Genomic DNA, 16,650 nt, shown 5'->3' with positions numbered 1-16,650 from the left:
AAAAACTTATGGCTATGAAAACCAGCTCTGCCAAATTTAAAGACCGGGTGGATGAAGGAATACATAATGACTTTATGCGATTGGCCGTATCCAGTGCCCAAGAACGATTACACGGACGGCGGCTGACTGCCGCTGATGAATTGGGAAGCTGGGAGGATTGGCGATCCCTTGGGGAAGAAATCCGGCAGCATGTACTCAGTAACCTTGATTTCTATTTGCACCAGCTTGCCGAAAACGTTTCGAAAAGGGGCGGTCATGTCTTTTTCGCTGAAACCGCTGAACAAGCAAGCGGCTACATTAAGGATGTCATTGTAAAAAAGAATGCCAAAAAGGTCGTGAAATCCAAATCGATGGTCACGGAAGAGATCAATTTGAATGCAACTCTTGAGGCAGTTGGCCTCGATGTCGTTGAAACGGACCTTGGAGAATACATTTTACAAGTGGATGATCATGATCCCCCTTCCCATATCGTCGCACCTGCGCTCCACAAAAATAAAGAGCAGATCAGGGATGTTTTTAAAGAAAAGCTTGCCTATACGCAAACCGAAAAACCGGAGGAGCTTACCGCCCATGTGCGGGGCATTCTGCGGAAAGATTTTTTAAGCGCCGATGTGGGCATTACCGGCTGTAATTTTGCGATTGCGGAAACGGGCTCGATCGGACTGGTGACGAATGAAGGAAATGCCGATTTGGTCACTGCCCTCCCAAAAACGCAAATCACCGTGATGGGAATGGAACGGCTTGTACCTACATTCGATGAATTCGAAGTCCTTGTCAGCTTATTGACAAGAAGCGCTGTCGGCCAAAGATTGACCAGTTACATCACCGCACTTACCGGTCCGCGTGATGAAGGCGATGCAGACGGACCCGAGGAGTTTCACCTTGTTATCGTAGATAATGGCCGCTCCTCCATCTTAGGGACTGATTTTCAATCCGTTCTTCAATGCATTCGCTGTGCTGCCTGTATAAATGTCTGTCCGGTCTATCGCCAGGTTGGCGGTCATTCATATGGTTCAATATACCCCGGACCAATCGGTGCTGTGCTTTCACCTTTACTCGGAGGATATGATGATTTCAAGGAACTGCCATATGCCTCCACTCTTTGTGCAGCCTGTACGGATGCCTGTCCGGTTAAGATTCCTCTCCATGATTTACTGAGGAAGCATCGGGAAGTCATCGTTGAAAAAGAAAAAATGGCGCCGTTTTCAGAAAAGATGGCCATGAAGGCCTTCGGAATTGGTGCGGCATCGCCTATGCTTTATAAGTTCGGCTCCAAAATGGCCCCAACAGCGATGTCACCTTTTAAAACCGGGGATATCATCTCGAAAGGACCGGGACCGCTCAAAACTTGGACAGAAAGCCGCGAGTTCCCTGCTCCAGGAAAAGAGAGCTTTCGGGACTGGTTCAAAAATCGGGAAAAAGGAGGGAAACCATCATGAATGGAACCATCCATAATGAAGGGACATTTTTAAACAATATAGCCAAAAACCTGGGAAGGGCTCCTATTACGAAAGGCATCTCCGTTCCGGAATGGAAGCATGCCCCCCAAAAAGAAGTTTTGAAACATGCAACACAAAATGATCTTGTCGCGGAATTGAAGGAGCAATGTAAACGGGTGCATACTCCATTTCACGTTACCGATTCCAAGCAAGTGGTGAATTGCTTAACACAGGTGATCGAGGAACTTGGAAACGGACCCGTGATCATCCCTAAGGACGATCGATTTACCGAGTATGGGTTAGAGGGTATCTTAAAGGAAAAAGATGTCCATATATGGGATCACCAAGCCGGGAATGAAAATATCGAAAAAGCAGAAAGTGCTAACATCGGAATCACATTCAGTGAGATGACACTAGCAGAATCAGCGACCGTCGTCTTGTTCAGCGACAAGGACCACGGCCGTTCCATCAGCTTCCTTCCTTCCTGCCATGTTTCCATCATTCCAAAAAGCACCATCGTTCCGCGAATGACCCAGGCTGCTGCGGCCATCCGTTCAAAGGTTACCCGGGGCGAAGTCGTTCCTTCCTGCATCAATTTCATAACAGGGCCGAGCAATTCGGCTGATATCGAAATGGACCTTGTCGTCGGCGTCCATGGACCCATCAAAGCCGTCTATATTATGGTCGAAGACAAGTAGAAATAAGAAAAAGAAAATGGAGAGGACCTAAATTAGGCCTCTCCATTTTTAACTTACTATATTACTCGTAAATGATCCGATCAACCGCTTCACGATCGAGTCGTTTAATCACTTCGACAATGAGCTTAACTGCATTCTCATAATCATCCCTGTGAAGCATTGCTGCGTGTGAATGAATGTAGCGTGTGGCAATCGTGATCGCCAGAGCGGGAACACCATTTGCCGTTAAATGGATGGAGCCGGCATCCGTCCCGCCGCCCGGAATCGATTCGTATTGATAAGGAATATTCATTTCACCAGCCGTGTCGGTGACGAAATCGCGTAATCCCTTATGTGCCACCATCGATGAATCATAGATGACGATTTGCGGGCCTTCCCCCATCTTACTCATCGCTTCTTTTTCGGAAATCCCCGGTGTATCACCAGCAATGCCGACATCGACGGCAAAACCGATATCCGGCTGAATTTTGAATGTGGATGTTTTGGAGCCACGCAGGCCGACCTCTTCTTGCACTGCGCCAATTCCATAAACTACGTTAGGGTGGTCGCTATCTTTCAGCTGTTTAAGCACATCAATGGCGATTGCACAGCCAATTCGATTGTCCCAGGCTTTGGCGAGCAGCATCTTTTCATTATTCATAACCGTGAATTCAAAATATGGCACAACCATATCCCCTGGCTTGACGCCCCATTCCTTAACCTCTTCTTTACTGGATGCACCAATATCAATAAACATATCCTTAATATCAATCGGCTTCTTCCGCGCCTCCGCTGACAGGATATGTGGCGGCTTGGAACCGATAATGCCCGTTATATCACCTTTACCTGTAACGATCGTCACGCGCTGGGCCAGCATTACCTGTGACCACCAGCCCCCTACCGGCTGAAAACGCAAAAATCCTTTATCATCAATTTGGGTGATCATGAAACCGACTTCGTCCATATGCCCGGTAACGACGATTTTCGGTCCGTTTTCATCTCCCGTTTTCTTGGCAATCAAACTTCCCAGGCCATCTGTCGATATTTCATCCGCAAATGGTGTTATGTATTCGGTCATCACTTTTCTTACTTCACTTTCATTTCCTGCAATGCCTTTAGCATCCGTTAAGGCAGCAAGCATCTTTAACGTTTCATCCAATTGAGCCATTCCCTTACCTCCTTATAACTTACATTACAAGAATAATTATACAGACAAACGATTTCATAAACAATCAGTAGCCTTGCTTTTGCCTTTCGTAATTCACTTCATTTTTGCTTACATATGCTTTTTCCACATCCGCTGCGGAGAATCCAAGCAACTCCCCTAACTGTAAATAAGCAGTAAAAACCTTTTGGTAAGATGACTCTGTCAACTGTGTGCGAAATTCACTGATGTAGCCGTAAATGGAAGTAAATTGAACCGTCAAATCCTCCTGATGGAACTTTAGGGCAGATGGAGCTTCCGGTACAAATCCCCGTTCGATCCCGAGTGACAAAATGAAATGAATGCCATCCACGTATTCAGCCAAAATCGTTTCTTTATCAGAGGGTCCTTTAAGACTCCAGAATTTAAAACATCTTGTTTCATTGGCAAGCTCTCCAAGCTCCACTAAAAGAGCAAGTATCTTCCGTTCCACCAAGTCTTCCGCGCCCAAATCATGCTTGGATTGTATATGCTCATCCAAAGCCGCCTGCATTTCCATTAATTTACTTATGTTCATTTTCATCACTTCTTTCCTTCGTCTTCCCCTAAATTATATCAAATAAATGAAACTTATTAAAAACCCATACGTAAATGAAAGGGAATCACTCTGTTTAAGGAGGTAGCTCCATGGTATTGATCATGCGGTTCATTCTTTTGGCTCTCATCATTTTCTTAATTTATACAGTCATTAAATACCTATTTAATCCGAAAAGAAAATTAGAGCTGGCACATGAACAGAAAAAATTCTTTCTGCTCGACGATACAGCCAATATACGAAAGAATTTTCTATTGACGTACAACGGGGTGATGTTTGAAGGGGAAAAGTATTTAGGGACGACGGAACGCTCCTTCGAGGTCATCTCCATCTTCATTTGGCCTAAAAAAGTGGCAGGCCTGAAAGGCTTGAAGCGAAATGATTTCTTAAAAATCGAGGCAGCCATAAAAAAACAATATCCGGATGCCGTTATTGATTGGAAGAGCCCGGTCAAGGAGTTCTTACAAAATTGAAAAAAATCACACATAATGAAGAGCCTTGAGGAAAATGGACTCAAGGCTCTATATTAATCATCTGAACGAAAAAATTCCTTCCAGGGGACGACCGTCTGCTTCTCTCTCAATAAATAGATCAATAAGGTTAAGGATAATAAAATGATGACGATCAGCGTGGGACTGAAATCTGCAATATAGTGGCCAAAAACCGTGTATACGAATGCTACAGGAAGATTGGTCATGAAGGATAGGTAAAAATAATTTTTCAGTCCTTTATTGGATTCCAATAAACAAAGCGACAGTAAATAAAAGTGTATGAATGGTATTAGCCTGAGTACTGCAATTTGCCGGCTGTTCAGCTTTCGGTTTCCAAACAGCTTATTCTTAAGCCTCAGCAGCCTATCCTTTGTTTTCGGAAATTTGCCTATCACGAAATAAAAGGCCAGGCTGGACAGCGTCAAACCGATTACCGAATAGATGGTTCCAAAAGCTGCCCCGAATAATACTCCTCCAGACATGCAAACCACAATGACGGGAATGAATAAAAATTGCCTTAATAAATGAAAAGTGATAAAAATCAACGGTGCAAACACGCTTCCAGATTGAACGTAGCTCATCACAAGTGTCAGTTTATCATTCATGCTCTCCCTCCAGCTACTCTTTGCTGCTTCTACAAGCATATACACTACACGGGCTACATATTACAATTGAATGAATAACTTAATCAGTAAGCCTATCTGAAGAATCATCAATATAGGCAGGCCCCACTTAAAAGCGGCATGCTTCGTCTTATGGCGGAATTGCTTCATCCCCAAAAAGGATCCAGTCCCTCCTCCTATGACTGCCCAAAACCAAAGTGTCTTTTCACTGATCCTGTACTCCCCATTACGCGCTTTCCTTTTATCGATTCCCATTAAGGCAAAGCCGATGATGTTCGTGATGATCATATAAGCAGCAATGAACCATACTCCTTGCATTCCATTCCCTCCTTTAAATATGTAAAAAGCCACCCTCTTGAAAAGAGAGTGGCTGTATCAGTCAGACTTATTTGTCTAATTGTTGTTTAGCAGCAGTTGCTAATTGAGCAAAAGCTTGTTCGTCAGCAACAGCAAGATCAGCAAGCATTTTGCGGTTCACTTCGATACCAGCAAGCTTTAGGCCATGCATTAAACGGCTGTAAGAAAGACCGTTGATGCGTGCTGCAGCGTTGATACGAGTGATCCAAAGTTTGCGGAAATCACGTTTCTTTTGACGACGGTCACGGAAAGCATAGTTTCCTGACTTCATTACTTGTTGGTTAGCTACTTTGAAAAGAATATGTTTCGCGCCATAGTAACCTTTAGCTAATTTTATTACCTTTTTACGACGTTTGCGAGTAACAGTACCGCCTTTTACACGTGGCATGTTATTTCCCTCCTATTTAACTCGATAAATCGAACTTATTTAATGTTGTCTAGCATATGACGAATACGTTTGAAGTCACCTTTGCTTACAAGGCTAGCTTTGCGAAGCTTACGCTTTTGCTTAGTAGATTTGTTAGCAAATAAATGGCTTGTGTAAGCGTTAGAACGCTTAAGTTTGCCGGATCCAGTCTTTTTGAAACGTTTAGCAGATCCGCGGTGAGTTTTCATTTTAGGCATAAGGTATTCCTCCTCATTACAAATTACTTTACAATTACTTTTCGTTTTTCGGTGCTAAGATAATGAACATGCTGCGCCCGTCCATTTTTGGGTGTTGCTCGATTGTAGCCACTTCTTTACATGCTTCAGAAAAACGAACGAGTACACGTTGACCAATTTCCTTATGCGTAATGGCACGTCCTTTGAATCGGATAGAAGCTTTTACTTTATCGCCTTTTTCAAGGAATTTAATACCGTTGCGAAGCTTCGTATTGAAATCATGCTCTTCAATCGTCGGGCTCAAACGAACCTCTTTCAGACTGATGACTTTTTGATTTTTACGTGCTTCCTTGTCTTTCTTTTGCTGCTCGAAGCGGTGTTTTCCGTAGTCCATGATCCGGGCTACCGGAGGCTTTGCATTTGCAGCAACTAAAACTAGATCAAGATTTACACGAGCGGCAATTTCCAATGCTTCGAATTTCGTTTTAATTCCAAGTTGTTCTCCGTTTTGGTCAATAAGACGAACTTCACGGGCTCGGATGCCCTCGTTTACCATCGCGTCTTTACTAATAGTTAGCCACCTCCAAAGATATTGGCGAATACGAATATTTGAATAAATTCGGTCACGCTCACAACTCGCTTACAGGATATAATCATAATAAAAAAGTGTGGATGCATGTTGCACCCACACTGATAGACTCATTCAGAAAGATCCAAATAATCAAATCATGACCTGTTAACTGCATTGTTTGCGTCAACCAGGTGAGAAGCGGGTGCTTCTTCTTTTCCTCAAACACGTATTCAATTCACTTTAGAAATATATCATAAACACTGATGACTTGTCAAATGCTAATTTATTCGTTTTTCACAACAAAACTAATATTATCAGACATTCAGTTATTTGACAATACGTTTTTTTAAAGTAATTTGGACAAAAAATATTCATCATGATACTTTCCATCAAAAAACAGTGATTCCCGCTTTATTCCTTCCTTTTCGAACCCCATCTTTCGATATAAGGAAAGCGCAGGGGCGTTGTTTGCAATCACGGACAATTCCAGGCGCCGTATTTCGTTTGTCCGTGCATGCTCCTCCATTTTCTGAAATAGCTTCGGACCGATGCCTTTTCCTCTATCCTGTTCATGGATGCCGATGACGATTTTGGCGGAATGCCTCGTTCGGCCCATTTGATTGCCCAATAAGATTAGGTAACCATTCAACTCATTGCCGCTAGCAGAAACGAGGACAATGGAAGGGGGATTTTTTTCGATTTGCTCCAATTGCTTTTCCATTTGTTTCGCCGTAGCTTTTCTTTCCCCAGGGTTAAACAGCATATACCCGGAATCTTCTACATGATTGATCAGAGCAGCCAAGTTACCCGCGTCTTTCCTTGAAGCCTTTCTAATCTCCATTTATCCCCATTCCCCCTTTAGTTACAGTCCATACTGGCCAAAGCCATCCAAAGTTAAGAGTCTTCTTTCGCCTTTTTCTTTTTCTCAATGGCGTCCCAAGAAAATAGCGCTATCCAAAAAAACAGGACCGGGACGATGGCATATTGTCGATAACCATCCAATAACAATAAGATGATGATGACAAGGAATGTCGGTCCGAATAGATAAGTAAATTTCTTTTTCATGCTGCCCCTCCTTTTCATTGCTGTACATATTTTCACATGATGATTTCATCATGCCATAATTAAAAAGAGGGACACAACTATATGTGCCCCTCTTTTTGCTGTTAACGGCTCACTTCCGCCTTAATCGCTGAAACGAAATCTTCAAAAGCGATCGTTTCGGATTTTTGTTCACCGTATTTACGTACATTCACGCTGCCTTCTTTGGCTTCATTATCTCCAACGACCAGCATATACGGGATTTTTTGCATTTGCGCTTCACGGATTTTGTAACCGATTTTCTCGTCACGTGTATCCAGGTCGACACGAATGCCTTGCGCTTTAAGTTTTTCCTGTACTTCTTTCGCATAATCCAAGTGCACTTCAGGTGAGACCGGGATCACTTGTGCTTGGATAGGTGCAAGCCAAGTCGGGAATGCCCCCTTGTATTCTTCAATCAAGTAAGCGACAAAACGTTCCATTGTGGAAACGACGCCGCGGTGGATAACAACCGGACGGTGCTGCTTGCCGTCCTCACCGACATAATTAAGATCAAAACGTTCAGGAAGCAAGAAATCAAGCTGAACAGTGGAAAGCGTTTCATCCTTCCCTAAGGCAGTACGCACCTGAACATCAAGCTTAGGACCGTAGAATGCCGCTTCACCTTCCGCTTCAAAGTAATCAAGACCAAGCTCATCCATGGCGCCTTTTAACATGCTTTGCGCTTTTTCCCACATGTCATCATCATCGAAGTATTTTTCTGTATCCTGAGGATCACGATAAGACAGACGGAATGAATAATCCTTGATATCGAAATCTTTATATACTTCCAGAACAAGGTTCACAACGCGCTTGAATTCTTCTTTGATTTGGTCGGGGCGGACGAAAATGTGCGCATCATTCAATGTCATCCCACGTACACGCTGAAGGCCTGAAAGGGCACCTGACATTTCATAGCGGTGCATCAAGCCCAGCTCGGCAATCCGGATTGGCAGTTCGCGGTAGCTGTGGATGCTGTTTTTATAGACCATCATGTGATGCGGACAGTTCATCGGACGCAGTACAAGCTGTTCGTTTTCCATCTCCATGACCGGGAACATGCCGTCCTGGTAATGATCCCAGTGTCCGGATGTTTTATAAAGGTCCACGCTTCCCATTACAGGTGTGTAGACATGGTCATAGCCTAAACGTTCTTCCTTATCGACGATATATCTTTCGATTGTACGGCGAATTGTCGCGCCTTTTGGCAACCACATCGGCAGCCCTTGCCCCACTTTCTGTGAGCTCATGAACAAGTTCAATTCTTTGCCGATTTTACGATGGTCACGTTCCTTGGCTTCCTCAAGGAGACGCAGGTGTTCGGCCAAATCTTCTTTTTTATAGAAAGCCGTACCGTAAATGCGTTGAAGCATTTTGTTTTTGCTATCGCCTCTCCAGTATGCTCCAGCGATGCTCAATAGCTTGAATTCTTTGATTTTCCCAGTTGAAGGAACATGAATTCCACGACAAAGGTCAAAGAATTCCCCTTGCTCATAAAGTGTTACCTGCTGATCGGCAGGAATCGCATCGATCAACTCCAATTTATACTCGTCGCCGATTTCTTTAAAACGGGAAATCGCTTCATCACGACTCACTTCGATGCGGGAGATTGCCAAGTTTTCGTTGACGATTTTCTTCATTTCTTTTTCAATCAATGGAAGGTCTTCGGGAGTCAATGATTCCTCCAGATCCATATCATAGTAAAAGCCGCCCTCAATGACTGGCCCTACGCCGAATTTAGCGTTTTTGTACAAACGTTTGATCGCTTGTGCCATCAAGTGCGCTGTACTGTGACGCAATACTTCAAGAGCATCCGCTGCGTCCTGTGTGACGATTTCGATTGTACCATCTTGTTCAATCGGACGTTTTAAATCATATAATTCACCATTGAATTTTCCGGCAATGGATTTTTTCCTTAAACCAGGACTGATGGATGCAGCGATGTCTTCAGTTGTTGTGCCTTTAGCAAACTCCTTGACCGCTCCGTCAGGAAAAGATATTTTTAGTAGTTCTGACATTCAGTTTCACTCCTTCTTATTTGTTCGAACAAATTACAGGTTTTTGATTCCATTACAACACAAAAAAGCCCGCCCCTGTATAAAACAGGGACGAGCTTAGTAATAAATATCATTAACCCGCGGTTCCACCCTCGTTCCAGCTTGCTTTTCACGGCAAAATGGCACTTGTAACTTGGTAACGGCAGCTTCCCGTCAGCTCATATTCGCAGAATGCCTGCTTTCCGAGCCGAAGTTTAAAGGTGGTAAGTGTTCCATGCGAATAGGAAGCTTACAGCCTGTTGGCTTCCCTCTCTGATAATCGGCGACTAGAATACCCTTGTCCTCATCATAACTTTTAGTTTTTTAATAGTATGTAGGAAATTATAATTTGTTATACGGTGAAAATCAAGGTTAATTTTCTTTTTTCCACGAAAGTTCATTCAACTGCATAGAAAATGACGAAAGTGGCAAGATAGTCGCCCGTTCTTCGAAAATCCTTGAAATGGTCTGGATGAGCCCCTCTTCCTTGTCATCGGTATAGATGCACAAGTTTTCAGGAGCAATCGATAAAAGCGGGGCAAGTATCACCGTATCGAGAAAAAGAGAGCTTTTGGCAAGAAGCCTCCTGTCGATCATACTATTGATTTTTGGACGGTCGAGTTTGCTGAATTTCTGATCATAGAAGTGAAAACCATCCCGGTTGACCAGGTGAAGCTTTCTTAATTTCGACTCCTGCCCTTGAAGGCAATCCCGGAGCGTAGCAATGAAATTTTGATAGTCCTGTTCCAGCTTATATTCATCAATCGCCTTGACGACATACTTTTCCAAAGTGTGCTGAAACGATTTTAAACGGAAGGTCGTAAAAGAATCGAATGAAAAAGATACCTTTCCAGCCAAAATGCTTTGAAGTCCTTCCTCAATCAATCGTTTCTCCGTACTGAATGCTTCATCTTGATTCCTGGCTCTTTCCGCCTCGATGATGGATGATGCAATTTCAATGATGGCTTCAATTTCTTCCCGTTCCCTATAAAAAAATTTACCGACTATTATTTGCTCCAGAACAGGAAGCGTCTTTTCTTCCAATAAAAAAGAATGGAATGCATCACGAAGCAGAATTAGCCATTCATCACCTGAAGATTCCGTCATATCCACATGCATGCCTTGTTGAGGAATAAATCGAATATATGCTTGAAATTCTGCCCCCAGTGGATGGACAGAAACGAAATTCAGTAATTTCAATGCCTCTGAATCGTTTTGAAACAAAATTTGCACTACGACATCCCCCCTTCCCCCTTGCTTCTTTTTTCATGTATATGGGGATGTGGACGTGTTTAGAAGTAGGATGGGGCTTGTAAGAAGAAAAAAGTGACCTCCATTAAGAGACCACTTTTCTTCATCTTCTCCGATTCACGCCATCAAGCTTGACCGGCTCAGCTAAATATTGAATTCTTTCCAGTACCCGGGCCGCCTTCACTTCTTCTTTCTCACCGCGCTGTGAAAAGGTCAGGTGGTTCTCCAGGCCATTCAAGTCAAAATTCGAAGTGAAAAACGTCGGCAGGTTTTCCAGCATCCTAAATTGCAAAATCGGACCAAAAACCTCATCGCGTCCCCAGCTCGTCATGGATTCCGCTCCAATATCATCAAGCATGAGGATAGGTGCCGTTTTCACCATTTCAATTTTTTCATTGACTGTATTATCACCTATCGATCCCTTAAGTTCCCTCAAATAGTCAGGTACATAGACTATAAGGGAGGAAATTTGCCTTTTTGCAAGTTCATTGGCGATCGCACCTAATAAGTACGTTTTCCCAACACCGAATTTCCCATATATATACAAGCCTTTTTGCCTTTTACCCGGCTCATATTCCATAATGAACGACATCGCTTTACTTAGGACAGACAAGCGTTTGTTTTCATTATCCGTTTGGGTAAAATCTTCAATGCTCGCCTTTAAAATATCCTTCGGTACATACAGGCTGCGGATCAGCTTTTCCCGTTTCCGCTTTTCATCCTCTGCCAATTTCCTCGGGCAGACTTCATAATGCAGGTTCAGGGCTTTTCCTTGAACCACCAACTTAGGATAATACCCTTGCATCATATTGATGCAGCCATCCAAGCTCGGACATTTATCACACTTATTGCTCTGTGAAGTGAACTCATAAAGCTTCCCCAAGTTTTTATCAATCATTTCCTTCGTGACCGTCGAGCTGTTGGCATTCATGAATAACCGCACTTGTTCGTTTTCAAAAATCTCCTGTTTCAGCTTTTCATAACGCTGTTGAAATTGATTTGTATTGGCCAATTTATTAAGGGACCTATTAATCTTTTCCATCGTTCATTTCACCTCCCGCTTTCCACAGCTTCCATTTCTCCAGAAGTTCGCGTTTTTGGGCATCCAATTCAGGCTGATCCGCATTCTGCTCCTGCTGTGCTTCTTCTTTTTTCTCAAGCCACTCAGGAACCACTTCTTCCCGTATCGCCTTTTTCCGGCTGCCCTTCGCAGCATTCCTGCTTCCTTGAGCCCAGTCCTGATATTTCCTATGTTCATTTTTGGCCAGTTCCATCGCCTCGACGACTGTTGAGACCTTTAGCCGTGCCCAATGGCCTGCCAGCTTTTCCACATAACCCTTCGTGAACTTCATATCCGTTTTGAGCATGACATATTCAATCAAGACATTGACGACACCCGGATTCAGCTTTTGATTGATCATCACGCCCTCAACCACTTTCAAATCACCGCTTGACGGCTCTGCACCGCCAGACAATTGCATTAGCCGCTCCCTCGGGGAAATCGTCTCCAAATGACGGATTAACTCTTGTTCCTTTGTTTTCGGTTCTTCTTTTTGTGTCCGTTCACGAATTGGCTGCACCCGATTGACAAGGGAAGGCATATCGGCCTGCCGTTCGATCTGGTACCAATCCCTTGCCGCCTTTCTAAGCAATTCCTCATCAATCTCATCATCCAATGAAACGGCATCCATTACTAGTTTTTGCATTTCCAGCGGATCAATGCCATATAAAAAAGCGAGTTTGGCAATCGTACTTTTTATTTTCGGAGTAAAAGCCTTTTTCGGCACGATCGAGGATTTCATCCCGGCAAATAAAAGGTCAAAATCGAATAAGTCATCAAACCCCGATGGCTCAACGCCTTCCGCCCGATCGATGTATTGCTGTTCAGGCACCGGTTTCCATTCGTTTTTCGCTTCATCCGTTACATATAAAGAGTCCAAATGATCTGATGAGAATACTTCCGCAAAAGATTTAGTCACACCTTCATATTGATCGGTTAAGATATGGTCATCACAAAAGAATCTCTTTAACCGGTTGAATTGAGCTTTACCGATTTTTTTGTATAAGTAAATATTCAGCATTCCATCCGTGAAAAACTGCTGAGGTGAAAGCGGCGGGTTTAACTCATAAATGAATTCCTTCGTTTCATTTTTCGATTTCTTATATACATTCAACAGGCCGATTCCTTCAAGTAAAAGGCGTGCTTCGTAAATATCACCTAACTTAAGGCCGATGGTATTCATTAATTGATAATGCGAGGAGGTTTCCGACCATAGCCTGTTTTCCTCCAACTCACTCCATAACGTCATATATAGGCTAATGCAGATAGGTCCAATAAGAGGTTGATATAGTCGGGTAAGTATTTTCCGATCATAATCATGAAGCAGCCCCGCAGATGAGACCAAATATGAATCAGCTGGGAGCAATTCTTGCCAATGCATTGACATCTCCATTCAAACCTTTCAAAAGATGTAGTGAAAAAAGAGCCAAAGTGAATCTTCAGCTCTACTTTCTTTCTTTATTTATTAAATCTTTCAGTTCATCAATAAAGACATTGATATCTTTAAATTGTCGATAGACGGATGCGAACCTTACATAGGCAACCTCATCGACTTCTGCCAGCTTGTCCATTACCATTTCGCCGACACTGTCGCTTTTCACTTCCGATATGCCCTGGTTGCGTAGTTCTTTTTCTACATAACTGGTAATTTGCTCTAGTTCTTTCAAGGGAACCGGACGTTTTTCGCAAGCCCTGATTAAGCCACGCAGGATTTTATCACGACTGAACTCTTCACGTGTCCCGCCCTTTTTCACTACAATAAGCGGTGTTTCCTCCACCTTTTCAAATGTCGTGAATCGAAAACCACATGCCTCACATTCACGGCGTCGTCGAATCGATTTACTTTCATCGACTGGCCTGGAATCGAGCACTCTTGTTCCGTTATATTGACATGATGGGCATTTCATCATTATCAGCTCCGTATTTTATGTAGGATCCCCTATCTAAATGTTCCCCAAGGAATTACTTCTCTATCTTAATCTTATATTAAAAGGAACGGACAGTACAAGTAAAAAGTGTAACTTCCGGCAGCAGGCACTTTTTGTTCTGCCGTTGAAGCACCGTTGCCAAGGGCATTGTGCTACAAGGCAATCCTCTCCAATAAAGTGAAGCAGACTGCCGATTCATTGCATTAAAAAAGAGATGCACCCATGGCATCTCTGTGTATACATTTTTTTATAGGGCACTTATATTGGCTTTTTTCATTTGTACAGGACCTAATCCACGTGGTAATTCTATGTTTTCACGTGTTTGCGCATTCAAAGCTTCTGCAATATAATCTGCCGCAATATTCGGATCCAAGTTACCGCATGTATAGACATCAATGCTCGCATAGCCGTGTTCTGGAAAACTGTGAATCGTTAAGTGTGATTCAGAAATGATGACAACCCCGCTGACTCCTTGTGGAGCAAATTTGTGAAAGGCAACTTCTCGTACCTCTGCACCTGATTTCAAAGCAGCGTCAACAAAAATCTTTTCAATTAAATCGATATTGTTCAGTTTTTCAAAGTCACAACCCCAAAGTTCAGAAATGACATGTCTACCCATTGTTTCCATAGTGTAAGCTGTTTCCATATTAAGCTTCCCCCTTACCATGATTTAAAAATAAGTTCTGATAACTACCACGGGGGAAAGTTAGTCCAAAGAGGTCCTAACCCTTTAAGTAGCCATCATGCAAACCGTTTTGAAGAAGTTCACGATTCATAGTATATATGGTTTGAATTTTTTTTGCAACTCCAAATTTAATTTTTGGAAAGATAAACTTTATATGTAATGGGGATATAGCGAAGGTTCCCATGTGGACCAAATTCCGTCTTCGGTTTATTCAGCAGCATAAAGCAGGCGGGAATTCATTGATCACTGCATGAAAAATAGCCCGCTAAAAAATTTTAGCAGGCTCGGGTTTTTCATTTTATTTTACTGATAATTCGACTTCGGACATTTTTTTCAACTCGGAGCCAACCAATTTTACAAGGTCCACTACACGGTTGGAGTAACCCCACTCATTATCATACCAAGCAAGGACCTTCACTTTCCTGTCCCCGATCATCATCGTCGTCAATCCATCGATGATTGCAGAGTGTGGATTCGTTTTGAAATCACTGGAAACTAAAGGTTCCATCGTGAATTCCATGATTCCTTTGAGTTCATTTTCTGAAGCATCGATGAAGGCTTGGTTCACTTCTTCAATCGTGACATCACGGTTTAAATCCACAACAAGATCGACTAAAGATACGTTTGGTGTCGGTACGCGTATCGCCATTCCATGAAGCTTGCCTTTTAATTGCGGCAACACTAGTGAGATGGCTTTTGCAGCTCCTGTAGTCGTAGGAATCATGCTTTCCGCAGCGGCACGGGCACGTCTCAAGTCTTTGTGCGGGTTATCGATATTATTTTGATCATTTGTATAAGAATGTATCGTTGTCATTAAACCGTTGTCTATGCCGAATTTTTCATCAAGCACTTTTGCAACTGGTCCAAGGCAGTTCGTTGTACAAGATGCATTGGATATGACGAAATGCTTGTCAATTTCCAGCACCTCCTGATTCACTCCCATTACAATGGTAACGTCTTCATTTTTACCCGGGGCTGATAATATAACTCTTTTTGCTCCTGCGTCTAAATGAAGAGCCGCTTTAGAACGATCATTGAATTTGCCAGTGGCTTCAATTACAATATCTATGTTCATCTCTTTCCAAGGCAATAGCTTTGGATCGCGGTTATTTATTAGTTTTACTCGGCGGCCATTCACTACTAGTGAATCATCTTCAGCTATAATGATACCGTCGAATTTACCATGTATCGTATCATATTTTAGTAAGTGTGCTAAAGTTTCAGCTGGATAGCTTGCATTTATGGCAACAATGTCCAAACTCTCGTCTAATATGGCTTTTCGGAAAACCATTCTTCCAATTCTCCCAAATCCGTTAATCGCTATTCTTGAATTCATTGTTCGGACCCTCCAGAAATATTAGTGTTATACTTATTACCTTTCACATGTAATTAGTATAACATAATTCAAAGGAATTGTGCTAATAAAAATGCGGATTGTTCTTATTTTTTCAACATAAAAAGAAGAAACCGGGTGGTTTCTTCTTTTTATCATGATTATATGACATACCATTCACTAAGTATGGCCTTCACTTGCCGCTTCGTTTCATTAATGTCACCATTATTATCGATGACGGCATCCGCTAAGGCCTTTTTATCGGCCAAGGGCATTTGCGAATTGATCCTGGCAAGTGCCTCCGTCTCCGAAAGACCATTCCTGTTCATTAATCGCTCCAATTGAACTTGCTCATCCACATAGATCAAAAGCGTTTTATCCACCATGAATGTCAGCTTGCTTTCGAATAGGAGCGGAATATCCATGAACACCGTTTCTTCTCCTGATGATAGTGCCGCTTTCGTTTTCAGCCGCATCCAATTCCTGACGGCAGGATGCACGATGCCATTCAATAGCAATCTCTTTTCTTGATCATTAAATATGATCGACCCGAGCTTTACGCGATCTATATTCCCATCCGTCAATAAGATATCTTCTCCAAATGCCTTCACAACTTGGTGATAGGCTTCTTCACCTGGCTCAACGACAGCACGGGAAGCCAGATCTGCATCGACAATCGTGAATCCGAGTTCCTGTAAATAGAGGCTGACGGTGCTTTTCCCACTGGCAATGCCTCCGGTGATTCCGATGATTTGTCCCATAAGCTCCCCCTTTTAC

20 protein-coding genes and 1 other annotated feature are annotated in these 16,650 nt (G+C 42.9%); of the genes, 3 read left to right on the top strand and 17 right to left on the bottom strand.

Annotated features, from left to right (window positions below):
- Nucleotides 1–8 precede the first annotated feature (8 nt).
- Nucleotides 9–1,439 (top strand): LutB/LldF family L-lactate oxidation iron-sulfur protein, encoded by a 1,431-nt coding sequence (locus tag AC1DIV_RS04390; RefSeq protein WP_340877167.1) that lies wholly within the window; start codon nucleotides 9–11, stop codon nucleotides 1,437–1,439.
- Nucleotides 1,433–2,137 carry a LutC/YkgG family protein gene (locus AC1DIV_RS04385; RefSeq protein ID WP_249595215.1) on the top strand — a complete coding sequence of 235 codons (705 nt, stop codon included), beginning with the start codon at nucleotides 1,433–1,435 and terminating at the stop codon, nucleotides 2,135–2,137. Before AC1DIV_RS04390 ends, AC1DIV_RS04385 begins: the two co-directional genes overlap by 7 nt.
- A gap of 61 nt (nucleotides 2,138–2,198) precedes the next feature.
- Here AC1DIV_RS04385 and AC1DIV_RS04380 read toward each other — a convergent pair whose 3' ends face one another.
- Nucleotides 2,199–3,284, bottom strand: a complete 1,086-nt coding sequence (locus AC1DIV_RS04380; RefSeq protein ID WP_340877168.1) for a M42 family metallopeptidase — start codon at nucleotides 3,282–3,284, stop codon at nucleotides 2,199–2,201.
- A gap of 64 nt (nucleotides 3,285–3,348) precedes the next feature.
- A complete protein-coding gene (locus AC1DIV_RS04375) occupies nucleotides 3,349–3,837 on the bottom strand; it encodes a dUTP diphosphatase (RefSeq protein ID WP_340878566.1) in 489 nt (162 codons plus the stop codon).
- 110 nt (nucleotides 3,838–3,947) lie between these two features.
- Here AC1DIV_RS04375 and AC1DIV_RS04370 point away from each other — a divergent pair, with 110 nt between their 5' ends.
- Nucleotides 3,948–4,328: a hypothetical protein gene (locus tag AC1DIV_RS04370; protein WP_048681192.1), complete on the top strand. Its 381-nt coding sequence runs from the start codon at nucleotides 3,948–3,950 to the stop codon at nucleotides 4,326–4,328.
- Nucleotides 4,329–4,381: 53 nt separating this feature from the next.
- On the opposite strand, the gene AC1DIV_RS04365 is transcribed toward AC1DIV_RS04370, so the two are convergent.
- The 15 genes from AC1DIV_RS04365 to coaE all read right to left on the bottom strand — a co-directional run bounded on the left by AC1DIV_RS04365 (nucleotide 4,382) and on the right by coaE (nucleotide 16,634).
- On the bottom strand, nucleotides 4,382–4,951 hold the full coding sequence (locus tag AC1DIV_RS04365) for a TVP38/TMEM64 family protein (protein ID WP_048681189.1): 570 nt from the start codon (nucleotides 4,949–4,951) through the stop codon (nucleotides 4,382–4,384).
- Between the two features lie 60 nt (nucleotides 4,952–5,011).
- Complete coding sequence (locus AC1DIV_RS04360) at nucleotides 5,012–5,287, bottom strand: DUF1294 domain-containing protein (RefSeq protein WP_048681184.1); 276 nt, start codon at nucleotides 5,285–5,287, stop codon at nucleotides 5,012–5,014.
- Nucleotides 5,288–5,354: 67 nt separating this feature from the next.
- Entirely contained in the window at nucleotides 5,355–5,714 is a 360-nt protein-coding gene (rplT, locus tag AC1DIV_RS04355) for a 50S ribosomal protein L20 (protein ID WP_034309067.1), read from the bottom strand.
- 35 nt (nucleotides 5,715–5,749) lie between these two features.
- Nucleotides 5,750–5,950, bottom strand: a complete 201-nt coding sequence (gene rpmI / locus AC1DIV_RS04350) for a 50S ribosomal protein L35 (RefSeq protein ID WP_034309070.1) — start codon at nucleotides 5,948–5,950, stop codon at nucleotides 5,750–5,752.
- Between the two features lie 34 nt (nucleotides 5,951–5,984).
- Nucleotides 5,985–6,485 (bottom strand): translation initiation factor IF-3, encoded by a 501-nt coding sequence (gene infC / locus AC1DIV_RS04345; RefSeq protein ID WP_034309072.1) that lies wholly within the window; start codon nucleotides 6,483–6,485, stop codon nucleotides 5,985–5,987.
- Nucleotides 6,486–6,583: 98 nt separating this feature from the next.
- Nucleotides 6,584–6,720, bottom strand: a sequence feature (ribosomal protein L20 leader region).
- A gap of 126 nt (nucleotides 6,721–6,846) precedes the next feature.
- The gene (locus AC1DIV_RS04340; RefSeq protein ID WP_048681181.1) at nucleotides 6,847–7,341 is read right to left on the bottom strand and encodes a GNAT family N-acetyltransferase; all 495 of its coding nucleotides are present in this window, start codon (nucleotides 7,339–7,341) and stop codon (nucleotides 6,847–6,849) included.
- Between the two features lie 53 nt (nucleotides 7,342–7,394).
- Nucleotides 7,395–7,565 carry a hypothetical protein gene (locus tag AC1DIV_RS04335; RefSeq protein WP_153246102.1) on the bottom strand — a complete coding sequence of 57 codons (171 nt, stop codon included), beginning with the start codon at nucleotides 7,563–7,565 and terminating at the stop codon, nucleotides 7,395–7,397.
- A gap of 101 nt (nucleotides 7,566–7,666) precedes the next feature.
- The gene (gene thrS / locus AC1DIV_RS04330) at nucleotides 7,667–9,598 is read right to left on the bottom strand and encodes a threonine--tRNA ligase (protein ID WP_048681177.1); all 1,932 of its coding nucleotides are present in this window, start codon (nucleotides 9,596–9,598) and stop codon (nucleotides 7,667–7,669) included.
- A 390-nt stretch (nucleotides 9,599–9,988) separates the two neighbouring features.
- On the bottom strand, nucleotides 9,989–10,849 hold the full coding sequence (gene ytxC / locus AC1DIV_RS04325; protein ID WP_054400048.1) for a sporulation protein YtxC: 861 nt from the start codon (nucleotides 10,847–10,849) through the stop codon (nucleotides 9,989–9,991).
- Nucleotides 10,850–10,970: 121 nt separating this feature from the next.
- Nucleotides 10,971–11,909 (bottom strand): primosomal protein DnaI, encoded by a 939-nt coding sequence (gene dnaI, locus AC1DIV_RS04320; RefSeq protein WP_048681168.1) that lies wholly within the window; start codon nucleotides 11,907–11,909, stop codon nucleotides 10,971–10,973.
- A complete protein-coding gene (locus tag AC1DIV_RS04315; protein ID WP_309138933.1) occupies nucleotides 11,896–13,308 on the bottom strand; it encodes a replication initiation and membrane attachment family protein in 1,413 nt (470 codons plus the stop codon). The genes dnaI and AC1DIV_RS04315 overlap by 14 nt, the downstream gene beginning before the upstream one ends.
- 64 nt (nucleotides 13,309–13,372) lie before the next feature.
- A complete protein-coding gene (gene nrdR, locus AC1DIV_RS04310) occupies nucleotides 13,373–13,834 on the bottom strand; it encodes a transcriptional regulator NrdR (RefSeq protein ID WP_034309080.1) in 462 nt (153 codons plus the stop codon).
- Between the two features lie 268 nt (nucleotides 13,835–14,102).
- Nucleotides 14,103–14,483, bottom strand: a complete 381-nt coding sequence (gene speD, locus AC1DIV_RS04305; RefSeq protein WP_034311443.1) for an adenosylmethionine decarboxylase — start codon at nucleotides 14,481–14,483, stop codon at nucleotides 14,103–14,105.
- A 355-nt stretch (nucleotides 14,484–14,838) separates the two neighbouring features.
- Nucleotides 14,839–15,876, bottom strand: a complete 1,038-nt coding sequence (locus AC1DIV_RS04300; protein WP_048681161.1) for a glyceraldehyde-3-phosphate dehydrogenase — start codon at nucleotides 15,874–15,876, stop codon at nucleotides 14,839–14,841.
- A 158-nt stretch (nucleotides 15,877–16,034) separates the two neighbouring features.
- A complete protein-coding gene (gene coaE / locus AC1DIV_RS04295; RefSeq protein WP_477575832.1) occupies nucleotides 16,035–16,634 on the bottom strand; it encodes a dephospho-CoA kinase in 600 nt (199 codons plus the stop codon).
- Between the last annotated feature and the right edge of the window lie 16 nt (nucleotides 16,635–16,650).

The sequence above is a fragment of the Peribacillus sp. 05N428 genome (assembly GCF_056397085.1).
This window is presented reverse-complemented; position numbering and strand designations above follow the sequence as displayed.